This window comes from Janibacter cremeus, from assembly GCF_029395675.1.
Classification (GTDB): domain Bacteria; phylum Actinomycetota; class Actinomycetes; order Actinomycetales; family Dermatophilaceae; genus Janibacter; species Janibacter cremeus_A.
Map to the genome: position 1 here is coordinate 1,660,176 of NZ_CP115184.1, position 17,982 is coordinate 1,678,157.

Sequence of the window (17,982 nt, forward strand, 5' to 3'; positions counted from 1 at the left end):
ACCGGGACTCGCCGCTGGCGTCGTGCAGGTTCCCCGTCTTTGCTCTTATCCTCGGTCGCATGCCTGATCGCCCCCCGCGCCCCCGTCGCCCCTCCGGCGGCCGCCCCTCCGGTAGCCCCGACGGTGACGACGCGATCACCTTCGACGCCCGACGCGGGCGGCGGGACGGCGACGACACGGCCAGGGCGATCCCGATCGGGCGCCGCGAACGGCCCGCACGCCCGGCGCCCCCCGGCGACGAGCGCTCCCCCGGCCAGCGGCCGCCGGCCCACCAGCGCCCGGCGGGAGGGCGCCCAGCAGCCGCCGGGGCCCGCCCGGCCCCCCGGGACGAATCCCGCACCCGCGTCATGCCCACCGGCACCCCACCCCCACGCCCGTCCGGCGGCGGCGCGCGCGGGGGCGGACCTCCCCGCCCGACGGGCGGTCACGGGGGCGGTGGGGGGCCGCGCGACGCGGGCCGACCGTCCCGTCCGCGGCGCCGGCGCGGCCGCACGGTCGTCTCCGTGCTGCTCGTCCTCGTCGTGGCGTGGGTCGCCGGCATGTTCTGGGCCGTCACCGCCTCGTGGGCGGAGGTCGGCACCGTCGACGCCTCGCCCGACGGCAACCGACCGTCCAGCGAGGGACGCAACGTGCTCCTCGTCGGCAGCGACTCCCGCGCCGGGCTGACTGCCGAGGAGCGCCAGGAGCTCGGCACGGGCGAGGACACCGGCGGCGCGCGCACCGACTCGATCCTCGTGCTGCACACCGGCAGCGGCCCCTCCACGCTCCTGTCGATCCCCCGGGACTCCTACGTCGAGATCCCGGGACACGGGATGAACAAGATCAACGCCTCCTTCAGCATCGGCGGCGCCGAGCTGCTCACGGAGACGATCGAGCACAACACGGGCCTGGAGATGGACGGCTACATGGAGATCGGCTTCGGCGGCTTCGCCGGCGTCGTCGACGCCGTGGGCGGCGTCGAGATCTGCGTCGAAAACGCCATGGACGACGAGAAGGCCCACATCAACCTCGAGCCCGGGTGCCAGGTCCTCGACGGCAAGACCGCGCTGGGGTACGTGCGCGCCCGTTACTCCGACCCCGAGGGCGACCTGGGTCGCGCGCAGCGGCAGCGGGAGTTCCTCGGCGCGCTCTCGGACAAGATGATCTCCCCCGCCAACCTGCTGCTGCCGTGGCGGGTGCACTCCCTGGGCACCTCGACCGCCGGTGCGCTGACCGTGGGCGAGGACGACTCGATGATCGGCACGGCCCGGGCGCTGTGGGCCTTCCGCGGGATCTCGTCGGGGGACGGCAACTCCATGGTCGTCCCCACCAGTGACACCAGCGTGCCGACACCGGTCGGGTCCGCCGTCCTGTGGGACGAGACCCGGTCGGAGCAGCTCTTCGCGGACCTGCGTGCGGACGAGCCACTGTCGGTCACACCCGATGACAGCTGAGGAGCACACCCCGGCGCGGTGAGCGCGGTCACACGGACGTTAGTGTGACGCCATGGACAACAGCATGGACAAGATCGGGGTCGTCGGCTGCGGCCTCATGGGGGCGGGTATCGCCGAGGTGTGTGCTCGCGCCGGCTCGGACGTCGTCGTCGTGGAGTCGAGCCAGGAGCGCGCCGACGCCGGCCGCGGCCGACTGGAGAAGTCGCTGCGTCGGGCCGAGGAGCGTGGCCGTCTCGAGAGTGCGGACGCGGCCCTCGAGCGCATCCGGGTCGTGACCGATCTGGGCGAGCTCGCCGACCGGGACATGGTCGTCGAGGCCATCGTCGAGGACGAGACGGCGAAGGTCGAGCTGTTCAAGCAGCTCGACGAGATCGTCGAGTCGCAGGATGCGATCCTGGCCTCCAACACCAGCTCGATCCCGATCATGAAGCTCGCCACGGTCACCAAGCGCCCGGGCAACGTCCTCGGTGTGCACTTCTTCAACCCGGTCCCCGTGCTCAAGCTCGTCGAGCTCGTCCCCTCCCTGATGACGGAGGAGGAGACGACCGAGCGCGCCCGCGCCTACGTCGACGGCAGGCTCGGCAAGCACGCGATCACCTGCCAGGACCGAGCCGGCTTCGTCGTCAACTCCCTACTGATCCCGTTCATCCTCAGCGCGATCCGCATGTACGAGTCCGGCTTCGCGACCGCCGAGGACATCGACCAGGGCTTCGTGCTCGGGGCGGCCCACCCGCAGGGCCCGCTCGCGCTGGCGGACCTGATCGGCCTGGACACGACGATGGCCGTCGCCCAGTCGCTCTACGAGGAGTTCAAGGAGCCGCTGTACGCGCCCCCGCCGCTGCTCGCCCGCATGGTCGATGCCAACCTGCTCGGCCGCAAGGTCGGGCGCGGGTTCTACACCTACGACCGCTGAGCCACGAACGAAGGCCCCCGCTCCTCGCGGAGTGGGGGCCTTCGTGGCGTGTCGCGAACCCGGCCGATGGGTGGCGACGAGCGCAGCGGACGCCTCAGCGCGTCGTCGGCAGGCCCTTGAGGAGCTGACGTGCCATCACGACCCGCTGGACCTGGTTGGTGCCCTCGTAGATCTGGGTGATCTTCGCGTCGCGCATCATCCGCTCGAGCGGGAAGTCCCGGGTGTAGCCGGCGCCACCGAGCAGTTGCACGGCGTCGGTCGTGACCTTCATGGCCACATCGGAGGCGTAGCACTTGGCGGCGGCGCCGAAGAAGGGCAGGTCCTCGTCGTGGCGCTCGGACTTCGCGGACGCGACGTAGACCATCTGGCGTGCGGCCTCGAGCTCCATGGCCATGTCCGCGAGCATGAACTGGATGCCCTGGAAGTCGGCGATGTGCTTGCCGAACTGCTTGCGCTCCTTGACGTAGGCCAACGCCTCGTCGAGGGCACCCTGTGCGATACCGACGGCCTGGGCACCGATCGTCACGCGGGTGTGGTCCAGGGTGCGCAGGGCGATCTTCAGGCCCTCGCCCTCGGCCCCGACGATGCGGTCACCGGGGATGCGGCAGTTGTCGAAGTGCAGCTCACGGGTCGGCGAACCCTTGATGCCGAGCTTGCGCTCCTTCTCGGAGAAGCCGAAACCCTCGTCGGACTTCTCGACGACGAAGGCGGAGATGTTGCCCCCGCGCGGACCGTCGGGGTCGGTGACCGCCATGACGGTGTAGAGCTCGGACTCACCGGCGTTGGTGATCCACGCCTTCTGGCCGTTGAGGACCCAGTCGTCGCCGTCCCTGATCGCCTTGCAGCGCATGCCGGCCGTGTCGGACCCCGCCTCGCGCTCGGACAGGCCGTAGGAGATGCCCTCGCCCTTGGCAACCCTTGGCATGTAGCGGGCGTTGATCTCGTCGGACCCCCCGAGCATGATCGGCATGGAGCCGAGCTTGTTGACCGCGGGGATGAGCGACGACGAGGCGCACACCCGGGCGACCTCCTCGATGATGATCGACACCGCCAGTGCGTCGGCGCCGACACCACCGTGCTCCTCCGCGACGTGGGCCGCGTGGAAGTCGGCGTCGACCAGAGCCTTGTTGGCCTCGGCCGGGAAGCGGGACTCCTCGTCGACCGCGGCGGCGAAGGGGGCGATCTTGTCCTCCGCGACCGCCCTCACCGCCTCACGGATGGCCTCGTGGTCCTCGGAGGTGCGGAACAGGTCGAAATCTGGGTTGGCGCTCACGTCTGGTGATGCTACCCGTGGTGGTTCCTGCCGCGATCAGGAGTCCGTGCCGAAGAGGTCGCGGGTGTAGATCTTGTCGGCGACGTCCTCCAGCGCCGGGGTGCGCCGGTTGGCGATGATGACGTCGCAGACCTGCTTGAACTCCTCGAGGTCGCGCACGACCCGTGAACCGAAGAAGGTCTCCTCCTCCATCACCGGCTCGTAGACGACCACCTCGACGCCCTTGCCCTTCAGACGCTTCATGATCCCCTGGATCGAGGAGGCCCGGAAGTTGTCCGAGCCGGACTTCATGATCAGCCGGTGCACCCCGACGACCCGCGGCTCGCGCCGCAGGACGTCCTCGGCGACGAAGTCCTTGCGGGTGCGGTTGGAGTCGACGATCGCCTGCATGAGGTTCTGCGGGACCTCCTGGTAGTTGGCCAGGAGCTGCTTGGTGTCCTTGGGCAGGCAGTAACCCCCGTACCCGAAGGACGGGTTGTTGTAGTGCGTACCGATCCTCGGGTCGTGGCCGACACCGTCGATGATCTGGCGGGTGTTCAGCCCGTTGGTCGCGGCGAAGGTGTCCAGCTCGTTGAAGTAGGCCACCCGCATGGCGAGGTAGGTGTTGGCGAAGAGCTTGATCGCCTCGGCCTCGGTCGCGTTCGTCAGCAGCACCGGGACGTCGGGGTCCTCGGCGCCCTCGACGAGCAGGTCTGCGAAGCGGCGCGCCCGCTCGCTGACCTCACCGACGACGATGCGGCTGGGGTAGAGGTTGTCCCGCAGGGCCTGCCCCTCCCGCAGGAACTCGGGGCTGAAGATCAGGTTGTCGGTACCCAGCTTCTCGCGCAGGGCGGCCGTGAAGCCGACGGGGATCGTCGACTTGACCACCATGACCGCCTCGGGGTTGATCGCCATGACGTCGCTGATGACACCCTCGACCGAGCTGGTGTTGAAGTAGTTGGTGTCGGCGTCGTAGTCGGTGGGGGTGGCGATGACCACGAAGTCGGCCCCCGCGTAGGCCTTCTCCTTGTCGAGGGTGAAGGTCAGGTCGAGGTCACGACCCGTGAGGAAGTCGACGATCTCGGCGTCCTCGATCGGGCTCTGCCCGCGGCCCAGCATCTCGACGCGACGGGCATCGATGTCGAAGCCGACGACCTCGTTGTGCTGGGCGAGCAGGACGGCCATCGACAGGCCCACGTAGCCGGTCCCGACGACGGCGATCTTCGTAGTCACGTTGTGTTCCCTCACAGAGCTCGACGGTGTCCGGGGAGGGCCTCCCCAGGTGGAATTGTGCCGTGTGCGTCACAGAATCCACGACCGGGCGGGCGCGGGCCATTGATTCCCGCGTGCGGTCGGCGTTGGATGGTCACATGAGCCTCACGCACAGGAACGACACCGAGACGATGCGACGCCTCATTGCCGACCCGGGCACGTGGGTCGTCGTGGGTCTGAGCAACAACGACGACCGCGATGCCCTGCGGGTGGCGCAGTGGCTCAAGAAGGAGATGCACAAGGCGATCATCCCGGTCCATCCCTCCGCGGAAACCGTCGACGGCGACACCGGCTACGCCTCCTTGGCCGACATCCCGGACACCGACATCAAGGTCGTGGACTGCTTCGTCAACTCCGAGCACGTCGGCGAGGTCGTCGACGAGGCCATCGCCCACAAGGACCGCCTCCAGATCGATGCCATCTGGATGCAGCTGGGTGTCGAGGACCCGGCCGCTGCCGACCGCGCCCGGGAGGCCGGCCTGATGGTCGTGATGAACACCTGCCCGAAGATCGAGTGGCGACGCCTGCGCGGTGAGGGCGCGGTGCGCTGACCTAGTCGGCCGACCTGCGCCGGCGCAGCCGCTCCCCCTTCGCGCGGGCCTGCGCGGACAGGTCGGAGGCGAAGTCCGCCAAGGACGACCGCAGCCGCGCCGCCTCCTCGCCCTCACCGGCCCCGAGGATCCGTGCGGCCATCAGGCCGGCGTTGCGGGCCCCACCGACGGCCATCGTGGCGACCGGGATCCCGGCAGGCATCTGCACGATCGACAGCAGCGAGTCCATGCCGTCCAGATGCTTCAGCGGCACCGGGACGCCGACGACCGGCAGCGTCGTCACCGACGCGAGCATGCCCGGCAGGTGGGCCGCTCCCCCGGCGCCGGCGATGATGACCCGCAGCCCCCGTGACTCGGCCTGCTGGCCGTACTCGATCATCTCGGTCGGCATCCGGTGCGCGGAGACCACATCGGCCTCGTAGGCGATGCCGAGGTCCTCGAGCACCTCGGCCGCCGCCTCCATGGTCGGCCAGTCGCTGTCGCTGCCCATGACCAGCGCGACGCGCGGGACCCGGTCCGCACCGGCCTCGGTGGTCTTGCTCGTCACACGGCTCGTGCTGGTCATTCCACGATCACTCCCTGGATGTAGTCGGCCGCGTGCCGTGCGCGCTCGCGCAGGTCGGTCAGGTCGTCGCCGGAGACGTTGACGTGCCCGATCTTGCGCAACGGCCGCACACCCTTGCCGTAGAGGTGCACCTTCAGCTCGGGATCACGGGCCATGAGGTGCCGGTAGGTCGGGTAGAGGTCGGTGTGCTCCCCACCGAGCACATTGCCCATCACCGTCCACGGCGCCCGCGGACGCGGCGAGCCGAGCGGCAGGTCGAGCACCGCACGCAGGTGCTGCTCGAACTGCCCGGTCACGGCACCGTCCATGCTCCAGTGTCCCGAGTTGTGCGGACGCATGGCCAGCTCGTTGACGAGCACGGAGCCGTCGGCGAGCTCGAAGAGCTCGACGGCCATGACACCGGTGACCTCGAGCGTCGCGGCGATGTCCAGACCGACGAGTGTCGCCGCCCGGGCGGCATCCGCGGCCAGGCCCGGGGCGGGGGCGATGACCTCGGTGCAGATGCCGTCGGTCTGGACGGTCTCGACCACCGGCCACGCGGCCGCCTGGCCGGAGGGGCTGCGCGCGAGCAGGACCGCCAGCTCACGGACGAAGGGGACGGCCTCCTCCAGGAGCAAGGGCTCACCGCGCTCGGCCGCGGTCGCCAGCCACCCGTCGAGGTCCTCCACGCGATCGGCGACGAGGACCCCCTTCCCGTCGTAGCCACCCCGGGGGGTCTTGGCCACGACCGGCCAGCCCACCTCCTCGGCGAAGGCCGTGACCTCCGCAGCGCTCGAGGCCGCGGTCCACCGCGGGCAGGGCATCCCGGCCGCCGTCAGCGCCTCGCGCATGACGAGCTTGTCCTGGGCGTGCCGCAGGGCCTCGGGTGCGGGATGGAGGGCGACACCGTCGTCGACGAGCGCCTGCAGGACCTCCACGGGCACGTGCTCGTGGTCGAAGGTGACCACGTCGCACTCGCGGGCGAAGGCCCGCACCGCCTCGACGTCGGTGTGCTCACCGACCGGTGACGAGGGCACGACGAGGGCGGCGCTCGAGCGCGCGTCCTCGGCGAGGACGGAGAGGGTCAGCCCCAGCTCCGCAGCGGGGCCGGCACACATGCGGGCGAGCTGGCCGCCGCCGATGATGCCGACGACGGGGAATCCTCCAGGGGCACGGTGGGGTATCGACACGATGAGCACCCTACGATGCCGCGGTTGCCTCGTGCCGCGTCTACCCTGCGGTAGATGGCCGACTCCACGCCGCCGACGGCAGATGCCGACGACGCATCCCGCGATCACCGGCGGGGACGGCTCTCCGGTCTCATCGACACCCTCTGGCACGAGATGGCCAAGTTCGGCGTCGTCGGGGCCCTGGCCTTCGTCATCGACATCGGCGGGATGAACCTGCTGACCAGCACAGTCCTCACCGACAAGGTCACCACGGCCCGGATCATCAGCGGGGTCGTGGCGACCCTCTTCGCGTGGGTCGGAAACCGGAGCTGGACGTTCGCGCACCGACGCTCCCGGCCTGCCCACCACGAGGTGACGCTCTTCTTCGTCGTCAACGGCGTGGCTCTGGTCATGTCGACCCTGACGCTGGTCATCTCGCACTACGGGCTCGACCTCACCACACGTCTGGCCGACAACACCGCGACGATCCTCGGGATCGGGTTGGGGACCCTCTTCCGCTTCTGGGCCTACCGCCGGGTCGTCTTCGTCCACGAACCACTGGACGTGGGCACCTCACCGCTGCACCACGAGGAGGAGGATGACGGGGCCGCTCGCCCCTGAGCGGCCTCAGCGCCGGCCGGGTCCGGAGAGGAAGACCGTGAAGACCGCGGGCTGGGCCTGCACCAGCTCCAGGCGACCACCGTTGCGCTCGGCGAGCTGTCGCGCCAGCCCGAGCCCGAGACCGGAGCCGCTCGAGGTCACCGAGCGCTCGAAGATGTGGGGCGCGATCGTGGTGGGGACCCCCTCCCCCTCGTCCTGGACCTCGACGACGACCGATCCGATCGACCCGCGCATGGTGATCGTCACCCGACCGTCGCCGTGGGCCAGGGAGTTCTCGATGAGGCTCTGCAGGATCTGCGCGAGGTCCATCGGTGCGCACCGCACCGCCAGGCCAGGAGGTCCGTCCACCCGCATCGTGCGGTGGGCCGCGGTGAAGGCCGGCTGGTACTCCCGCTGCAGGCCCGCGAGCACGGAGTCGAGGGAGATCTCGGGGATCTCCCCGCCCTCCTGCGTACGGGAGCGCAGGGTGTCGACGACTCCGCTCAGCCGCTCGACCTGGGTCACCGCCACGGCGGCCTCGTCGCGGATGACCTCGAGGTCGTCGGTCTCGGCGATCTCCTCGAGACGCATCAGCAGTGCCGTGAGCGGCGTGCGCAGCTGGTGCGAGGCGTCGGCCGCGAAGTCCCGGTCGAGTGCGCGCTGCCGTGCCAGCTCGCCGGCCAGACGGGCGATCGCCTGCGTCGTGGCGTCGATGTCGGTCAGGCCGACGTTGGTGCGCGGAAGTGCGCCGCCCCCCTCGCGGATCGTCTCGATCTGGTGGGTGATGAAGGTCAGACCCCGGCCGCGCCGACCGTCGATGACCCGCAGCACGGCCAGTGCGACCAGGGCCGCGAGACCGGCACCGAGCGCCGGTGCGATGACGACCCAGACCTGCGGATCGATCCCGAGCACGCTCTGTCCGTCGGCGACGACGAGGAAGACGACCCCGAGCACCAGGGCGGTGACCACCGCGCCACCGAGGGCCACCGCGAGCAGCAGCCGACGGACCAGCGCGCCGTAGCTCACGAGTCGAAACGGAATCCGACGCCGCGCACCGTCGCGATGTGTGTCGGGTCCGCGACGTCGTCACCGAGCTTGCGACGCAGGACGGAGATGTGCATGTCCAGTGCCTTGGTCGAGCCGTACCACTCGGTCTCCCAGACCTCGCCCATCAGCTGCTCGCGGGTGACGACGCGGCCCCGCTCGCGCACGAGGACGCTGAGCACGGAGAACTCCTTGGCGGTCAGCGGCAGCTCCTCGCCGTGGAACCACACGCGGCGGCTGTCGAGGTCCAGGCGCAGGGGGCCGCTCGGCTCGAGCGCCTCGTCGTTGCGTCGACGCAGCAGCGCGCGCACGCGGGCCATGAGCTCCGCGAGACGGAAGGGCTTGGTGACGTAGTCGTCGGCTCCTGCGTCGAGCCCGACGACGGTGTCGACCTCGTCGGCGCGGGCGGTGAGGATGAGGACGGGGACGTCGGAGCCGGTGGCGCGCATCCGTCGGCACACCTCGAGCCCGTCGAGGGTCGGTAGCCCCAGGTCGAGGACCAGCAGGTCGGGGGGCGTGCCGAGGGCGACGTCGAGGGCCTCGCGTCCGTCGGCGTGCACGGTCACGTCGTACCCCTCGCGCACGAGAGCACGTGCCAGGGGGTCGGAGATGGCGGTGTCGTCCTCGGCCAGCAGCACTCGGGTCATGGTCGGATCATAGGAACTCATCCTCAGACGTGCGCGGTGACATCGGTGGTGCGCCGCGCACCCCTGACCCGGACGAGCCGGCTCGGGACGACCTCGCCGATGCCACGCAGCGACCGACGGCGCGTCGGGACGGCGGCGAAACCGCTGAGGGGTTCGAGCAACCGGGTGAGGGCGTCGTCGACGTAGACGCCGCCGGGCGGCGCGACGGAGGTCAGCCGGCTGGCGCGGTTGACCGTCGTGCCGAAGACGTCGCCGAGCCGTCGCACGACGGGTCCGTGGGCCATCCCGATCCGTGCCTCCGGGAGGAGGTCGTCCTCGGTCATGGCCTCGACGAGGTCGAGGGCGATGGCGGCCGCGGGAGCGACCTCGAAGGTCTGGAAGAGCACCTCGTCACCCACCGTCTTCACGACCCGGCCGCCGTGGGCGGTGACGATGTCCGTGCACAGGTCCTCGAAGCGCTGGACCAGTCGCGCGAGGTCCCGCTCCGTGAGACGACGCACGACCGAGGTGAAGTTGACCAGGTCGGCGAAGCCGATGACCGACATCCGACCGGCTTCCTCCTCGACGGAGAGCAGCCGCTGGATCGTCGCGGTCAGCTGCCGGCGCCACACGTAGAGCAGGAGGGGCTCGAGGTCGTCGGCGAGGCCGGACAGCCAGGCGGCGGCGACCTCGGAGTCGCCGATGGCCTCCTCCTCGGTCGGCTCCTCGTCACCGTGGCGCTGGCGGGAGACCTCCTCGAGGACCAGCTGCGCCTGCCACGCGGCGAGGCGGTCCATGGTCCGTGCGAGCGCGCGGGTCATCGACAGCGCGAACTCCTCGGGGAACTCGCCCTCCCGGACCAACCGGGCCACCCGCGCGAGCGCCTCCAGGTCGGCCTCGGTGAACATGTCGTCGCCCTCCTGGACGATGGGGAAGCCCATCGCGTGCCAGAACTTGCGGGCGGATCGCACCGACACCCCGGCGCCGCGGGAGACCTGGCGCCGACCCATCGACGCAGGCCGGCCGAGCAGGACGCGCTCGAACTCCTCCGGCCCGCCGTCGTCCGTGAGGTCCGACTCGTCGGGGCCGTGCCCGTGGGCTCCTTCGTACGGCACAGCACCTCCGTGGCGGTCGATGGGTCAGTGGGGCGACGCGCCGGGCAGTCGGATGTGCTGCACGTCACCCGCCGCAACGGTATCCGAGCCACGCGCCCCGGTGACACACAGGCGCCCCTCGAGGTCCAGACCCGTGGTCTCGACCTCCTCACGGGTGCCGTCCGGGTGGTGCACGACGACCCGGCGACCGAGGGTGGCGCAGGCGCTGGCATAGGCGGCCCGGACCTGCTCGGCCGAGTCACCCCCCTCCGTCAGGGCGGCGTGCCAGCGGCGCAGGTGGGTGAGCACCGCTGCCGCGAGCGTGGTCCGGTCGACCTGCGCACCGACGAGGCGAAGGGAGGTGGCCGTCTCCACCGGCAGGTCACCCCGCTCGTGGCCCACGTTGATGCCGATGCCCACGACCACGCGCCCGTCGGGCCGCGACTGGCACAGGATGCCGCACACCTTCCGGTCCCCGTCGCCCGGGAGGAGGACGTCGTTGGGCCACTTCAGGTGGGCGTCCACCCCTTCGTCCACGAGCGCGGAGCGCACGGCCAGTCCCGTCGCGAGGGGCAGCCACCCCGGGGGCTGCACGGGGGGCACGACCACCGACATGGCCAGGGAGGCCCCCGGAGCGTCCTGCCACGGACGCCCGAGCCGGCCACGGCCGGCCGTCTGGTGCTCGGTGACGACCGGTGACCACAGCGCCCCGCGCTCCGCCGCAGCGGCGTTCGTCGAGCCGACGCGAGGCAGGTGGACGACCTCGCCCCACCCCTCCTCGGGAGGCAGCAGGGTGGTCAGTCGTTGGACGTCCATCGGGGTCGGCACACGGTCAAGGTTAGGCTTCGCACCATGTCCCAGAGCACCGAGACCACTGACGCTCACTCCATCGGCGGCACCGATGTCCCCGTCGACATCGACATCCACACGACGGCCGGCAAGCTCGCCGACCTCAAGCGTCGCGTGGCCGAAGTCGCCAACGCCGGGTCGACCCGCGCCGTGGAGAAGCAGCACTCCCGCGGCAAGCAGACCGCCCGCGAGCGCATCGCGCTCCTCCTCGACGAGGGCACCTTCGTCGAGATGGACAAGTACGCCCGCCACCGCTCGACCGCCTTCGGCCAGGAGGCCAACCGGCCCTACGGCGACGGTGTCGTCACGGGCTACGGCACGGTCGACGGTCGTCAGGTCGCCGTCTTCGCGCAGGACTTCACCGTCTTCGGCGGGTCCCTCGGTGAGGTCTTCGGCGAGAAGATCACCAAGGTCATGGACTTCGCGATGAAGATCGGCTGCCCGGTGGTCGGTCTCAACGACTCCGGCGGTGCCCGCATCCAGGAGGGTGTGGTCTCCCTGGGCCTCTACGGCGAGATCTTCAAGCGCAACGTGCACGCCTCGGGTGTCATCCCGCAGATCTCCCTGATCATGGGCCCGTGCGCCGGTGGCGCCGTCTACTCCCCCGCGGTCACCGACTTCACCATCATGGTCGACCAGACCTCGCACATGTTCATCACCGGCCCGGACGTGATCAAGACCGTCACCGGCGAGGACGTGGAGTTCGAGGACCTCGGTGGTGCGCACACGCACAACACCAAGTCCGGCGTGGCCCACTACATGGCCTCCGACGAGGACGACGCGATCGACTACGTCAAGGCGCTGCTGAGCTTCCTGCCGAGCAACAACCTCGAGGAGCCTCCTGTCTTCGGCGAAGAGCTCGACCTCGAGGTGACGGACGAGGACCGGGTGCTCGACACGATCATCCCGGACTCGCCGAACATGCCCTACGACATGAAGCAGGTCATCACCTCGGTCGTCGACGACGGCGACTTCCTCGAGGTGCAGCCGCTGTTCGCGCCGAACATCATCTGCGGCTTCGCCCGGATCGAGGGCCGCTCGGTCGGCGTCGTCGCCAACAACCCGATGCAGTTCGCGGGCACGCTCGACATCGGCGCCTCGGAGAAGGCCGCCCGCTTCGTGCGCACCTGCGACGCCTTCAACGTCCCCGTCCTGACCTTCGTGGACGTCCCGGGCTTCCTGCCGGGCACCGACCAGGAGTGGAACGGCATCATCCGCCGCGGCGCGAAGCTGATCTTCGCCTACGCCGAGGCGACCGTCCCGCTCGTCACGGTCATCACCCGCAAGGCCTACGGCGGCGCCTACGACGTCATGGGGTCCAAGCACCTCGGTGCCGACATCAACCTCGCGTGGCCGACCGCCCAGATCGCCGTCATGGGCGCCCAGGGCGCGGTCAACATCCTCTACCGCAAGCAGCTCGCGGCCGCCGAGGCCGAGGGCCGCGACGTCGAGGAGGCCCGCCAGGAGTTCATCACCGCCTACGAGGACGCCTTGGCCAACCCGTACGTCGCCGCGGAGCGGGGCTACATCGACACGGTCATCACGCCGAGCAACACCCGGATGAACGTCAGCCGCGCGCTGCGTGCGCTCAAGACCAAGCGCGAGACGCTGCCGCCCAAGAAGCACGGGAACATCCCGCTGTGACCGGCGACGAGACCGGGATCGACACCCCGGACCCGGCAGCACCCGCCGGCCCGCGCATCGAGGTCGTCGGCAACGCGTCCGCGGAGCAGGTCGCCGCGCTCGTCGCCGTGCTCTCCGGCGTGGGCGGGGGCGAGGACGAGGAGCCCGCTGGTCCGGCCACCCGCTGGGCCTCGCGCGAGCGCCTCGTGCGGGCACCCCTGCACCCGTCGCCCGGTGCCTGGCGGGCATCCGCCTTCCCCGGCTGACGGGTCGTACACAGAAGGGACTCCTGCAGCAGACGCACCTCTTTCCTCGGGGTGGCGGCTCTCGGGAGTCCCTTTCGTGCACGGTCCACTGCTACCGACTCCGGCGCCCTGACCGGCAACCGGCGCGCCGAGCTGGGGCGCATCACCGCCCGCCGTTGAGCCCCTGGCCTCGACGGCCGCCTCAGAAGAGCGACAACGGCTCGTCCTGCGCCGGCTCGGCGACCCGCTCGACGACTGCCTCGGCCGTGCCCGACCGGGCGCCGGGGATGCCGGGTCCCGGCTCGGGTGCCGCCCCCTTCGCCCATGCCGCGGCCGCGCTCGTCGCGAGTCGGTCGGCGTCCTCGTTGAGCGCGTGGCCGGTGTGGCCCCTGACCCACTCGAAGGTCACCCGCCGGCCGGCCATCGCCGCGTCGAGCGCCTGCATGATCTCGACGTTGAGGACCGGCTTGCCGTCCTTCTTGCGCCAGCCCTTGCGTTTCCACCCGGGCATCCACGCGGTGATCGAGTTGATGACGTACTTGCTGTCGCAGATGACGTGGAGGTCCTCGTCGAGGTGGGCCGTCTGCTGCAGCAGGTCCAGCACGGCCGTGAGCTCGCCCATGTTGTTCGTCCCGTGTGCCCACCCTCCACGGTCCCAGCGGTCCTCGTCGATGTACCAGCCCCAGCCGGCAGGGCCGGGGTTGCCGAGAGCGGATCCGTCGGCGGCAGCGGTGAGGGTCATGCGGTCACTCCGTGGGGTGAAGGGGGAACGGCTGCGGTCTTCCTATCAGACGGAGGCAACGTGGCCGTGCAGCTGACGAATCATGACGTCAAAAGGGCTGCGATCGGCCATCGCGATCGATACCGTCCGAGGTGTGAGCACCGACACACCCCGTCCCACCACCGACATCGATCGCATCGCCGAGGCACACCTCGACGCCGAGGTCGCGCTCTCCCCGATCGAGGCGACCTACCTCGGCGTCCCGGGGCACGACGCCGACCTGGACGACCTCTCCCCCGACGGGTTCGCCGCCGCATCACGATTGCGTCTCGAGACGCTGGCAGCGTTGGAGGGAGCCACCCCCGTCGACGACGTCGACCGGGTGACCCTGGAGGCGATGCGTGAGCGGCTCGGGCTCGCCGAGGAGATGCACGAGGCCGGTCTGGACCTGAGCGAGGTCAACGTGCTCGCCTCACCGATGCAGTCCGTGCGCGACGTCTTCGACGTGATGCCCACCGCGACCCCCGAGGACTGGGCGACGATCGCCACCCGCATGGGCAAGGTCCCGACCGCCCTCGAGCAGTGGACCGAGTCGCTCACCGCAGCGGCCGGCAGGGGGCGGATCGCCCCCCTTCGCCAGTACGAGCGGTGCATCGAGCAGTGCGCCGACCTGACCGCCCCGGACGGCTACTTCGCCTCCTTCCTCGCGGGCGCGGGGCTGGACGGGCAGCCGCTCCCGGAGTCCCTCGCCGCCGACCTGCGCCGCTCGGTCGACGCGGCCGCCGGCGCCTACCGCGACCTGGCCGAGCGGCTGAAACCGTTGCGGGACAGGGCCCCCGAGGCTGACGCCTGCGGCCGCGAGGACTACGAGCTGCACTCGCGCGCCTTCCTCGGCGCCCGTGTCGATCTCGAGGAGACCTACGCCTGGGGCCAGGAGGAGCTCGCCCGGATCACGGGTGAGATGGCCGCGGTCGCCGAGCGGATCTCCCCCGGCGCGACCATCCGGGAGGCCATCGCGATCCTCGACGCCGACCCCCGGTACCAGATCCACGGCACCGACGCGCTGCAGGCGTGGATGCAGGAGAAGGCGGACGAGGCCATCGAGCTGCTCTCCCCGCACATGGACATCCCCGAGCCGGTCCGCACCATCGAGTGCATGATCGCGCCCACCGAGACGGGCGGCATCTACTACACCGGACCGAGCGACGACTTCTCCCGCCCGGGCCGGATGTGGTGGTCGGTGCCGAAGGGGGTCACCCAGTTCGGCACGTGGCGCGAGCTGACGACCGTCTACCACGAGGGCGTGCCGGGCCACCACCTCCAGGTCGGCCAGACCATCCACCGCCGGCAGCTGCTCAACCGCTGGCGTCGCCTGGCCTCGTGGACGTCGGGCCACGGCGAGGGCTGGGCGCTGTACGCGGAGTGGCTCATGGCCGAGCTGGGCCACATGGACGACCCCGGCAACCGGATGGGCCTGCTCGACGGTCAGTCGCTCCGGGCGGCGCGGGTGGTCCTGGACATCGGGGTGCACTGCGGGTTCGAGGCGCCCGCCGAGGTCGGGGGCGGCGCCTGGACCTACGAGAAGGCGTGGACCTTCCTCAGCGCCCACGCCAACATGGAGGAGAGCTTCCTGCGCTTCGAGCTGGATCGATACCTCGGGTGGCCCGGGCAGGCCCCGAGCTACAAGATCGGTGAGCGGCTCTGGCTGCAGCTGCGTGACGAGACCGCCCGCCGCGAGGGCGATGCCTTCGACCTGAGGGCCTTCCACCGCCGGGCCCTCGACGTCGGCGGTGTCGGCCTGGACACGCTACGCACCGCGGTCTTGGGCTGAGCGGGGTCACACCGGGAGCACCCCGACTGACAAAGGACGCGTCCCTTGGCCCTCGTTCCTCGGGCCTTGAGTCAGGCCGCGCCCTTCGCCAACCGGGGTGCCGGCGCCGGTCAGCCACTCACCTCAGAGGCGCCAGCAGCTGTTGGCCGTGTCGCCGCCGGCGAAGCGCTTCTCGAAGAAGTACATCGACTTCTCCACGTGCGGCACCATCCCGCCGACGTGCGTCGGGGTCAGTCCGCCGTTGAGCGTCACCCTCGTGCGCTGGTCGCACCAGTCGCTGCCGAGCTGCTTGCCGACCTCGAAGGGGATGACCTCGTCACCCCAGGCGTGGTTGATCACCACGGGCGCGTTCGGCCTCAGCGTGCCGATCCGCTGCTCGGTGACCGCCGCCGCGAAGGTGTCGCCAGCCAGCAGGTCGGTCAGCCTCTCCCCGCTCTCGGTGTACTGGCCGGTGTCCTTGAAGGCGTGGTCGAAGAGGTCGTACACGCAGTCGCCCTCGACGGCCGCGGCCACCTCCTCACCAGTCTCGTTGAGGTAGGGCGCGGGGTCGATGTGCTCGGCCTGGGCCACGCCGAGGAGCGCGAACAGCGCGAACGCGTTGTACGGACCGGAGTCGATGTTGGCCCCGACCGTGGCCAGGTCGGCCGGCGGGGCACCGATGGCCGACCCCCTGATGTCCAGCTCCGGTGCGTAGGACGAGGCGAGCTCGGCGGCCGCGGCCGCCGCGCCGCCACCCTGCGAGTAACCCATCAGGCCGACGGGGTTGTCCGCGTCCACGTCGTCGCCCTGCAGCGACTGCGCGGCCCGGGCCATGTCGAGCGAGGCGTGGCCCTGGGCGGCGCGGGCCATGTAGGTGTGCGTGCCGGGCGTGCCCATCCCCTGGTAGTCGGTCATCGCCACGGCGTACCCGCGGCCGACCGTGCGGGCGATGCCGAGCCCCTCGTACTCGACGAGCTCCTCCATCTGGCGGGAGGGTGCACAGCGGTCGGCGATGCCCTGCGTCCCCGCCGTGTAGGAGATCAGCGGTCGGTCGGAGGCACCGACGTAGTCGGTCCGGGGGACGAAGACGGTGCCCGTCACGGCGATCGGGACGCCGTCGGCGTCGGTCGAGGAGTACATCACGCGGGTCGCGGTGACCACGCTCGAGGAGAGGCCCAGGGGGTCGAGCAGGAAGGGGGCCGGCTCCGTGCGGATGACGGTCCCCGGCGTGCTCGGGATCTGGGCCGGCGGCTCGTAGAACTCGGGACGCTCCGGCTCCGGCGTGTCGGTCAGGGTGCTGGCCCCGGCGGTGCCGGGGACGTCGTGGGGGGATGCGCCGGCGGTGCCGGCGAGCGGGAGGGCGATGGCGACCGCGAGCGCGGCTGCGGCGGCCGAGCGCCTCGGGAGGATGCTCATGTGGGTCCTGTCTGTGCGTGGCGAGAGAGATCCCCCGACCGGGCAGGGGTGTCCCGGAGGCAGACGACCTCGTCATCCGTGGATGGCCACAAGTTACCGGCAGGTCATCCCGGCGGCAACAGATAGGAGACTGTGTCCATGACCTCGCTCGTCCTCGCCTCCGCCTCCCCCGCCCGCCTCGGTCTGCTGCGCGCCAGCGGCATCGACCCCGACGTGGTCGTCAGCGATGTCGACGAGGACGCCGTCGAGACGGAGGTTCGGCGGCGCGATCCCGACCTCTCCCCCGCCGGGCTCGCCCAGGTCCTCGCCGAGGCGAAGGGGGCCACCGTCCGGGATCGGCTGGCCGGCGACCGCCGGCTCGTGCTCGCCTGCGACTCGGTGCTCGAGATCGACGGAGCCGTCCACGGCAAGCCCGGCACGGTCGAGGTCGCCCGCCGTCGGTGGCGGGACGTGCGCGGCAGGACCGGCGTGCTGCACACCGGGCACTGGCTCGTCGACCCGGTCAGCGGCCGGAACACCGGCGCGACGGCGAGCGCGACCGTGCACTTCGCCGACATCACCGACGAGGAGCTCGAGGGCTACCTCGCCACCGGCGAGCCGCTGCACGTCGCGGGCGGCTTCACGCTCGACGGGGTCGGCGCCCCCTTCGTCGAGTCGATCGAGGGGCACCCGAGCACGGTGGTCGGGCTCTGCCTGCCGCTGCTGCGCAGGCTGCTGGGCGACCTCGACATCCCGTGGTGGGACGTCGCCTCCGCCTGACACGGACGAAGGGTGGAGGTGACCGATGCGGTCACCACCACCCTTCGTCGTGGGCAGTCCG

18 protein-coding genes are annotated in these 17,982 nt (G+C 70.9%); 8 read left to right on the forward strand and 10 right to left on the reverse strand.

Annotated elements, in window-relative coordinates:
• Positions 1-59: 59 nt before the first annotated feature.
• Together O9K63_RS07730 and O9K63_RS07735 are read left to right on the forward strand one after the other, a co-directional pair.
• Entirely contained in the window at positions 60-1,433 is a 1,374-nt protein-coding gene (locus O9K63_RS07730) for an LCP family protein (protein WP_277242089.1), read from the forward strand.
• A gap of 52 nt (positions 1,434-1,485) precedes the next feature.
• Complete coding sequence (locus tag O9K63_RS07735) at positions 1,486-2,346, forward strand: 3-hydroxybutyryl-CoA dehydrogenase (protein ID WP_277242090.1); 861 nt, start codon at positions 1,486-1,488, stop codon at positions 2,344-2,346.
• A 94-nt stretch (positions 2,347-2,440) separates the two neighbouring features.
• Here O9K63_RS07735 and O9K63_RS07740 read toward each other — a convergent pair whose 3' ends face one another.
• Entirely contained in the window at positions 2,441-3,619 is a 1,179-nt protein-coding gene (locus O9K63_RS07740; RefSeq protein WP_277242092.1) for an acyl-CoA dehydrogenase family protein, read from the reverse strand.
• Positions 3,620-3,655: 36 nt separating this feature from the next.
• A complete protein-coding gene (locus O9K63_RS07745; protein ID WP_431190373.1) occupies positions 3,656-4,831 on the reverse strand; it encodes a nucleotide sugar dehydrogenase in 1,176 nt (391 codons plus the stop codon).
• Between the two features lie 137 nt (positions 4,832-4,968).
• On the opposite strand from O9K63_RS07745, the gene O9K63_RS07750 reads away from it, so the two are divergent.
• Positions 4,969-5,421: a CoA-binding protein gene (locus O9K63_RS07750; RefSeq protein WP_277242094.1), complete on the forward strand. Its 453-nt coding sequence runs from the start codon at positions 4,969-4,971 to the stop codon at positions 5,419-5,421.
• A 1-nt stretch (position 5,422) separates the two neighbouring features.
• On the opposite strand, the gene purE is transcribed toward O9K63_RS07750, so the two are convergent.
• A complete protein-coding gene (purE, locus tag O9K63_RS07755; protein ID WP_431190374.1) occupies positions 5,423-5,986 on the reverse strand; it encodes a 5-(carboxyamino)imidazole ribonucleotide mutase in 564 nt (187 codons plus the stop codon).
• Positions 5,983-7,155 carry a 5-(carboxyamino)imidazole ribonucleotide synthase gene (locus O9K63_RS07760; protein ID WP_277242096.1) on the reverse strand — a complete coding sequence of 391 codons (1,173 nt, stop codon included), beginning with the start codon at positions 7,153-7,155 and terminating at the stop codon, positions 5,983-5,985. Before O9K63_RS07760 ends, purE begins: the two co-directional genes overlap by 4 nt.
• Positions 7,156-7,209: 54 nt before the next feature.
• On the opposite strand from O9K63_RS07760, the gene O9K63_RS07765 reads away from it, so the two are divergent.
• The gene (locus tag O9K63_RS07765) at positions 7,210-7,755 is read left to right on the forward strand and encodes a GtrA family protein (RefSeq protein WP_277242098.1); all 546 of its coding nucleotides are present in this window, start codon (positions 7,210-7,212) and stop codon (positions 7,753-7,755) included.
• Between the two features lie 6 nt (positions 7,756-7,761).
• Here O9K63_RS07765 and O9K63_RS07770 read toward each other — a convergent pair whose 3' ends face one another.
• Genes O9K63_RS07770 through O9K63_RS07785 form a run of 4 tightly spaced genes read right to left on the reverse strand, consistent with a single transcriptional unit; the run spans position 7,762 to position 11,326 of the window.
• Positions 7,762-8,760: a sensor histidine kinase gene (locus tag O9K63_RS07770; protein WP_277242099.1), complete on the reverse strand. Its 999-nt coding sequence runs from the start codon at positions 8,758-8,760 to the stop codon at positions 7,762-7,764.
• Positions 8,757-9,425, reverse strand: a complete 669-nt coding sequence (locus tag O9K63_RS07775; RefSeq protein ID WP_277242101.1) for a response regulator transcription factor — start codon at positions 9,423-9,425, stop codon at positions 8,757-8,759. Before O9K63_RS07775 ends, O9K63_RS07770 begins: the two co-directional genes overlap by 4 nt.
• A gap of 23 nt (positions 9,426-9,448) precedes the next feature.
• Entirely contained in the window at positions 9,449-10,519 is a 1,071-nt protein-coding gene (locus O9K63_RS07780) for an adenylate/guanylate cyclase domain-containing protein (RefSeq protein ID WP_277242103.1), read from the reverse strand.
• A 24-nt stretch (positions 10,520-10,543) separates the two neighbouring features.
• Positions 10,544-11,326, reverse strand: a complete 783-nt coding sequence (locus O9K63_RS07785; protein ID WP_277242105.1) for a biotin--[acetyl-CoA-carboxylase] ligase — start codon at positions 11,324-11,326, stop codon at positions 10,544-10,546.
• A 24-nt stretch (positions 11,327-11,350) separates the two neighbouring features.
• Here O9K63_RS07785 and O9K63_RS07790 point away from each other — a divergent pair, with 24 nt between their 5' ends.
• Positions 11,351-12,991 carry an acyl-CoA carboxylase subunit beta gene (locus tag O9K63_RS07790; protein ID WP_277242106.1) on the forward strand — a complete coding sequence of 547 codons (1,641 nt, stop codon included), beginning with the start codon at positions 11,351-11,353 and terminating at the stop codon, positions 12,989-12,991.
• Positions 12,988-13,236: an acyl-CoA carboxylase subunit epsilon gene (locus O9K63_RS07795; RefSeq protein ID WP_277242108.1), complete on the forward strand. Its 249-nt coding sequence runs from the start codon at positions 12,988-12,990 to the stop codon at positions 13,234-13,236. Before O9K63_RS07790 ends, O9K63_RS07795 begins: the two co-directional genes overlap by 4 nt.
• 181 nt (positions 13,237-13,417) lie before the next feature.
• On the opposite strand, the gene O9K63_RS07800 is transcribed toward O9K63_RS07795, so the two are convergent.
• Entirely contained in the window at positions 13,418-13,957 is a 540-nt protein-coding gene (locus O9K63_RS07800; RefSeq protein ID WP_277242109.1) for a ribonuclease H family protein, read from the reverse strand.
• Positions 13,958-14,090: 133 nt separating this feature from the next.
• Between O9K63_RS07800 and O9K63_RS07805 the strand changes: the two genes are divergently transcribed.
• Positions 14,091-15,767, forward strand: a complete 1,677-nt coding sequence (locus tag O9K63_RS07805) for a DUF885 domain-containing protein (protein ID WP_277242111.1) — start codon at positions 14,091-14,093, stop codon at positions 15,765-15,767.
• A 123-nt stretch (positions 15,768-15,890) separates the two neighbouring features.
• Here the strand turns inward: O9K63_RS07805 and O9K63_RS07810 are convergent, their stop codons facing one another.
• Complete coding sequence (locus O9K63_RS07810) at positions 15,891-17,162, reverse strand: lipase family protein (protein WP_277242114.1); 1,272 nt, start codon at positions 17,160-17,162, stop codon at positions 15,891-15,893.
• 138 nt (positions 17,163-17,300) lie between these two features.
• On the opposite strand from O9K63_RS07810, the gene O9K63_RS07815 reads away from it, so the two are divergent.
• The gene (locus O9K63_RS07815) at positions 17,301-17,921 is read left to right on the forward strand and encodes a Maf family protein (protein ID WP_277242116.1); all 621 of its coding nucleotides are present in this window, start codon (positions 17,301-17,303) and stop codon (positions 17,919-17,921) included.
• Positions 17,922-17,982: the final 61 nt, after the last annotated feature.

Bases quoted from the DNA above. Each gene is read 5' to 3' on its own strand.
- O9K63_RS07735 (WP_277242090.1), top strand. From the start codon at position 1,486: ATGGACAACAGCATGGACAAGATCGGGGTCGTCGGCTGCGGCCTCATG.
- O9K63_RS07810 (WP_277242114.1), bottom strand. From the start codon at position 17,162: ATGAGCATCCTCCCGAGGCGCTCGGCCGCCGCAGCCGCGCTCGCGGTC.
- O9K63_RS07800 (WP_277242109.1), bottom strand. From the start codon at position 13,957: ATGACCCTCACCGCTGCCGCCGACGGATCCGCTCTCGGCAACCCCGGC.
- purE (WP_431190374.1), bottom strand. From the start codon at position 5,986: ATGACCAGCACGAGCCGTGTGACGAGCAAGACCACCGAGGCCGGTGCG.
- O9K63_RS07750 (WP_277242094.1), top strand. From the start codon at position 4,969: ATGAGCCTCACGCACAGGAACGACACCGAGACGATGCGACGCCTCATT.
- O9K63_RS07790 (WP_277242106.1), top strand. From the start codon at position 11,351: ATGTCCCAGAGCACCGAGACCACTGACGCTCACTCCATCGGCGGCACC.
- O9K63_RS07775 (WP_277242101.1), bottom strand. From the start codon at position 9,425: ATGACCCGAGTGCTGCTGGCCGAGGACGACACCGCCATCTCCGACCCC.
- O9K63_RS07765 (WP_277242098.1), top strand. From the start codon at position 7,210: ATGGCCGACTCCACGCCGCCGACGGCAGATGCCGACGACGCATCCCGC.
- O9K63_RS07815 (WP_277242116.1), top strand. From the start codon at position 17,301: ATGACCTCGCTCGTCCTCGCCTCCGCCTCCCCCGCCCGCCTCGGTCTG.
- O9K63_RS07730 (WP_277242089.1), top strand. From the start codon at position 60: ATGCCTGATCGCCCCCCGCGCCCCCGTCGCCCCTCCGGCGGCCGCCCC.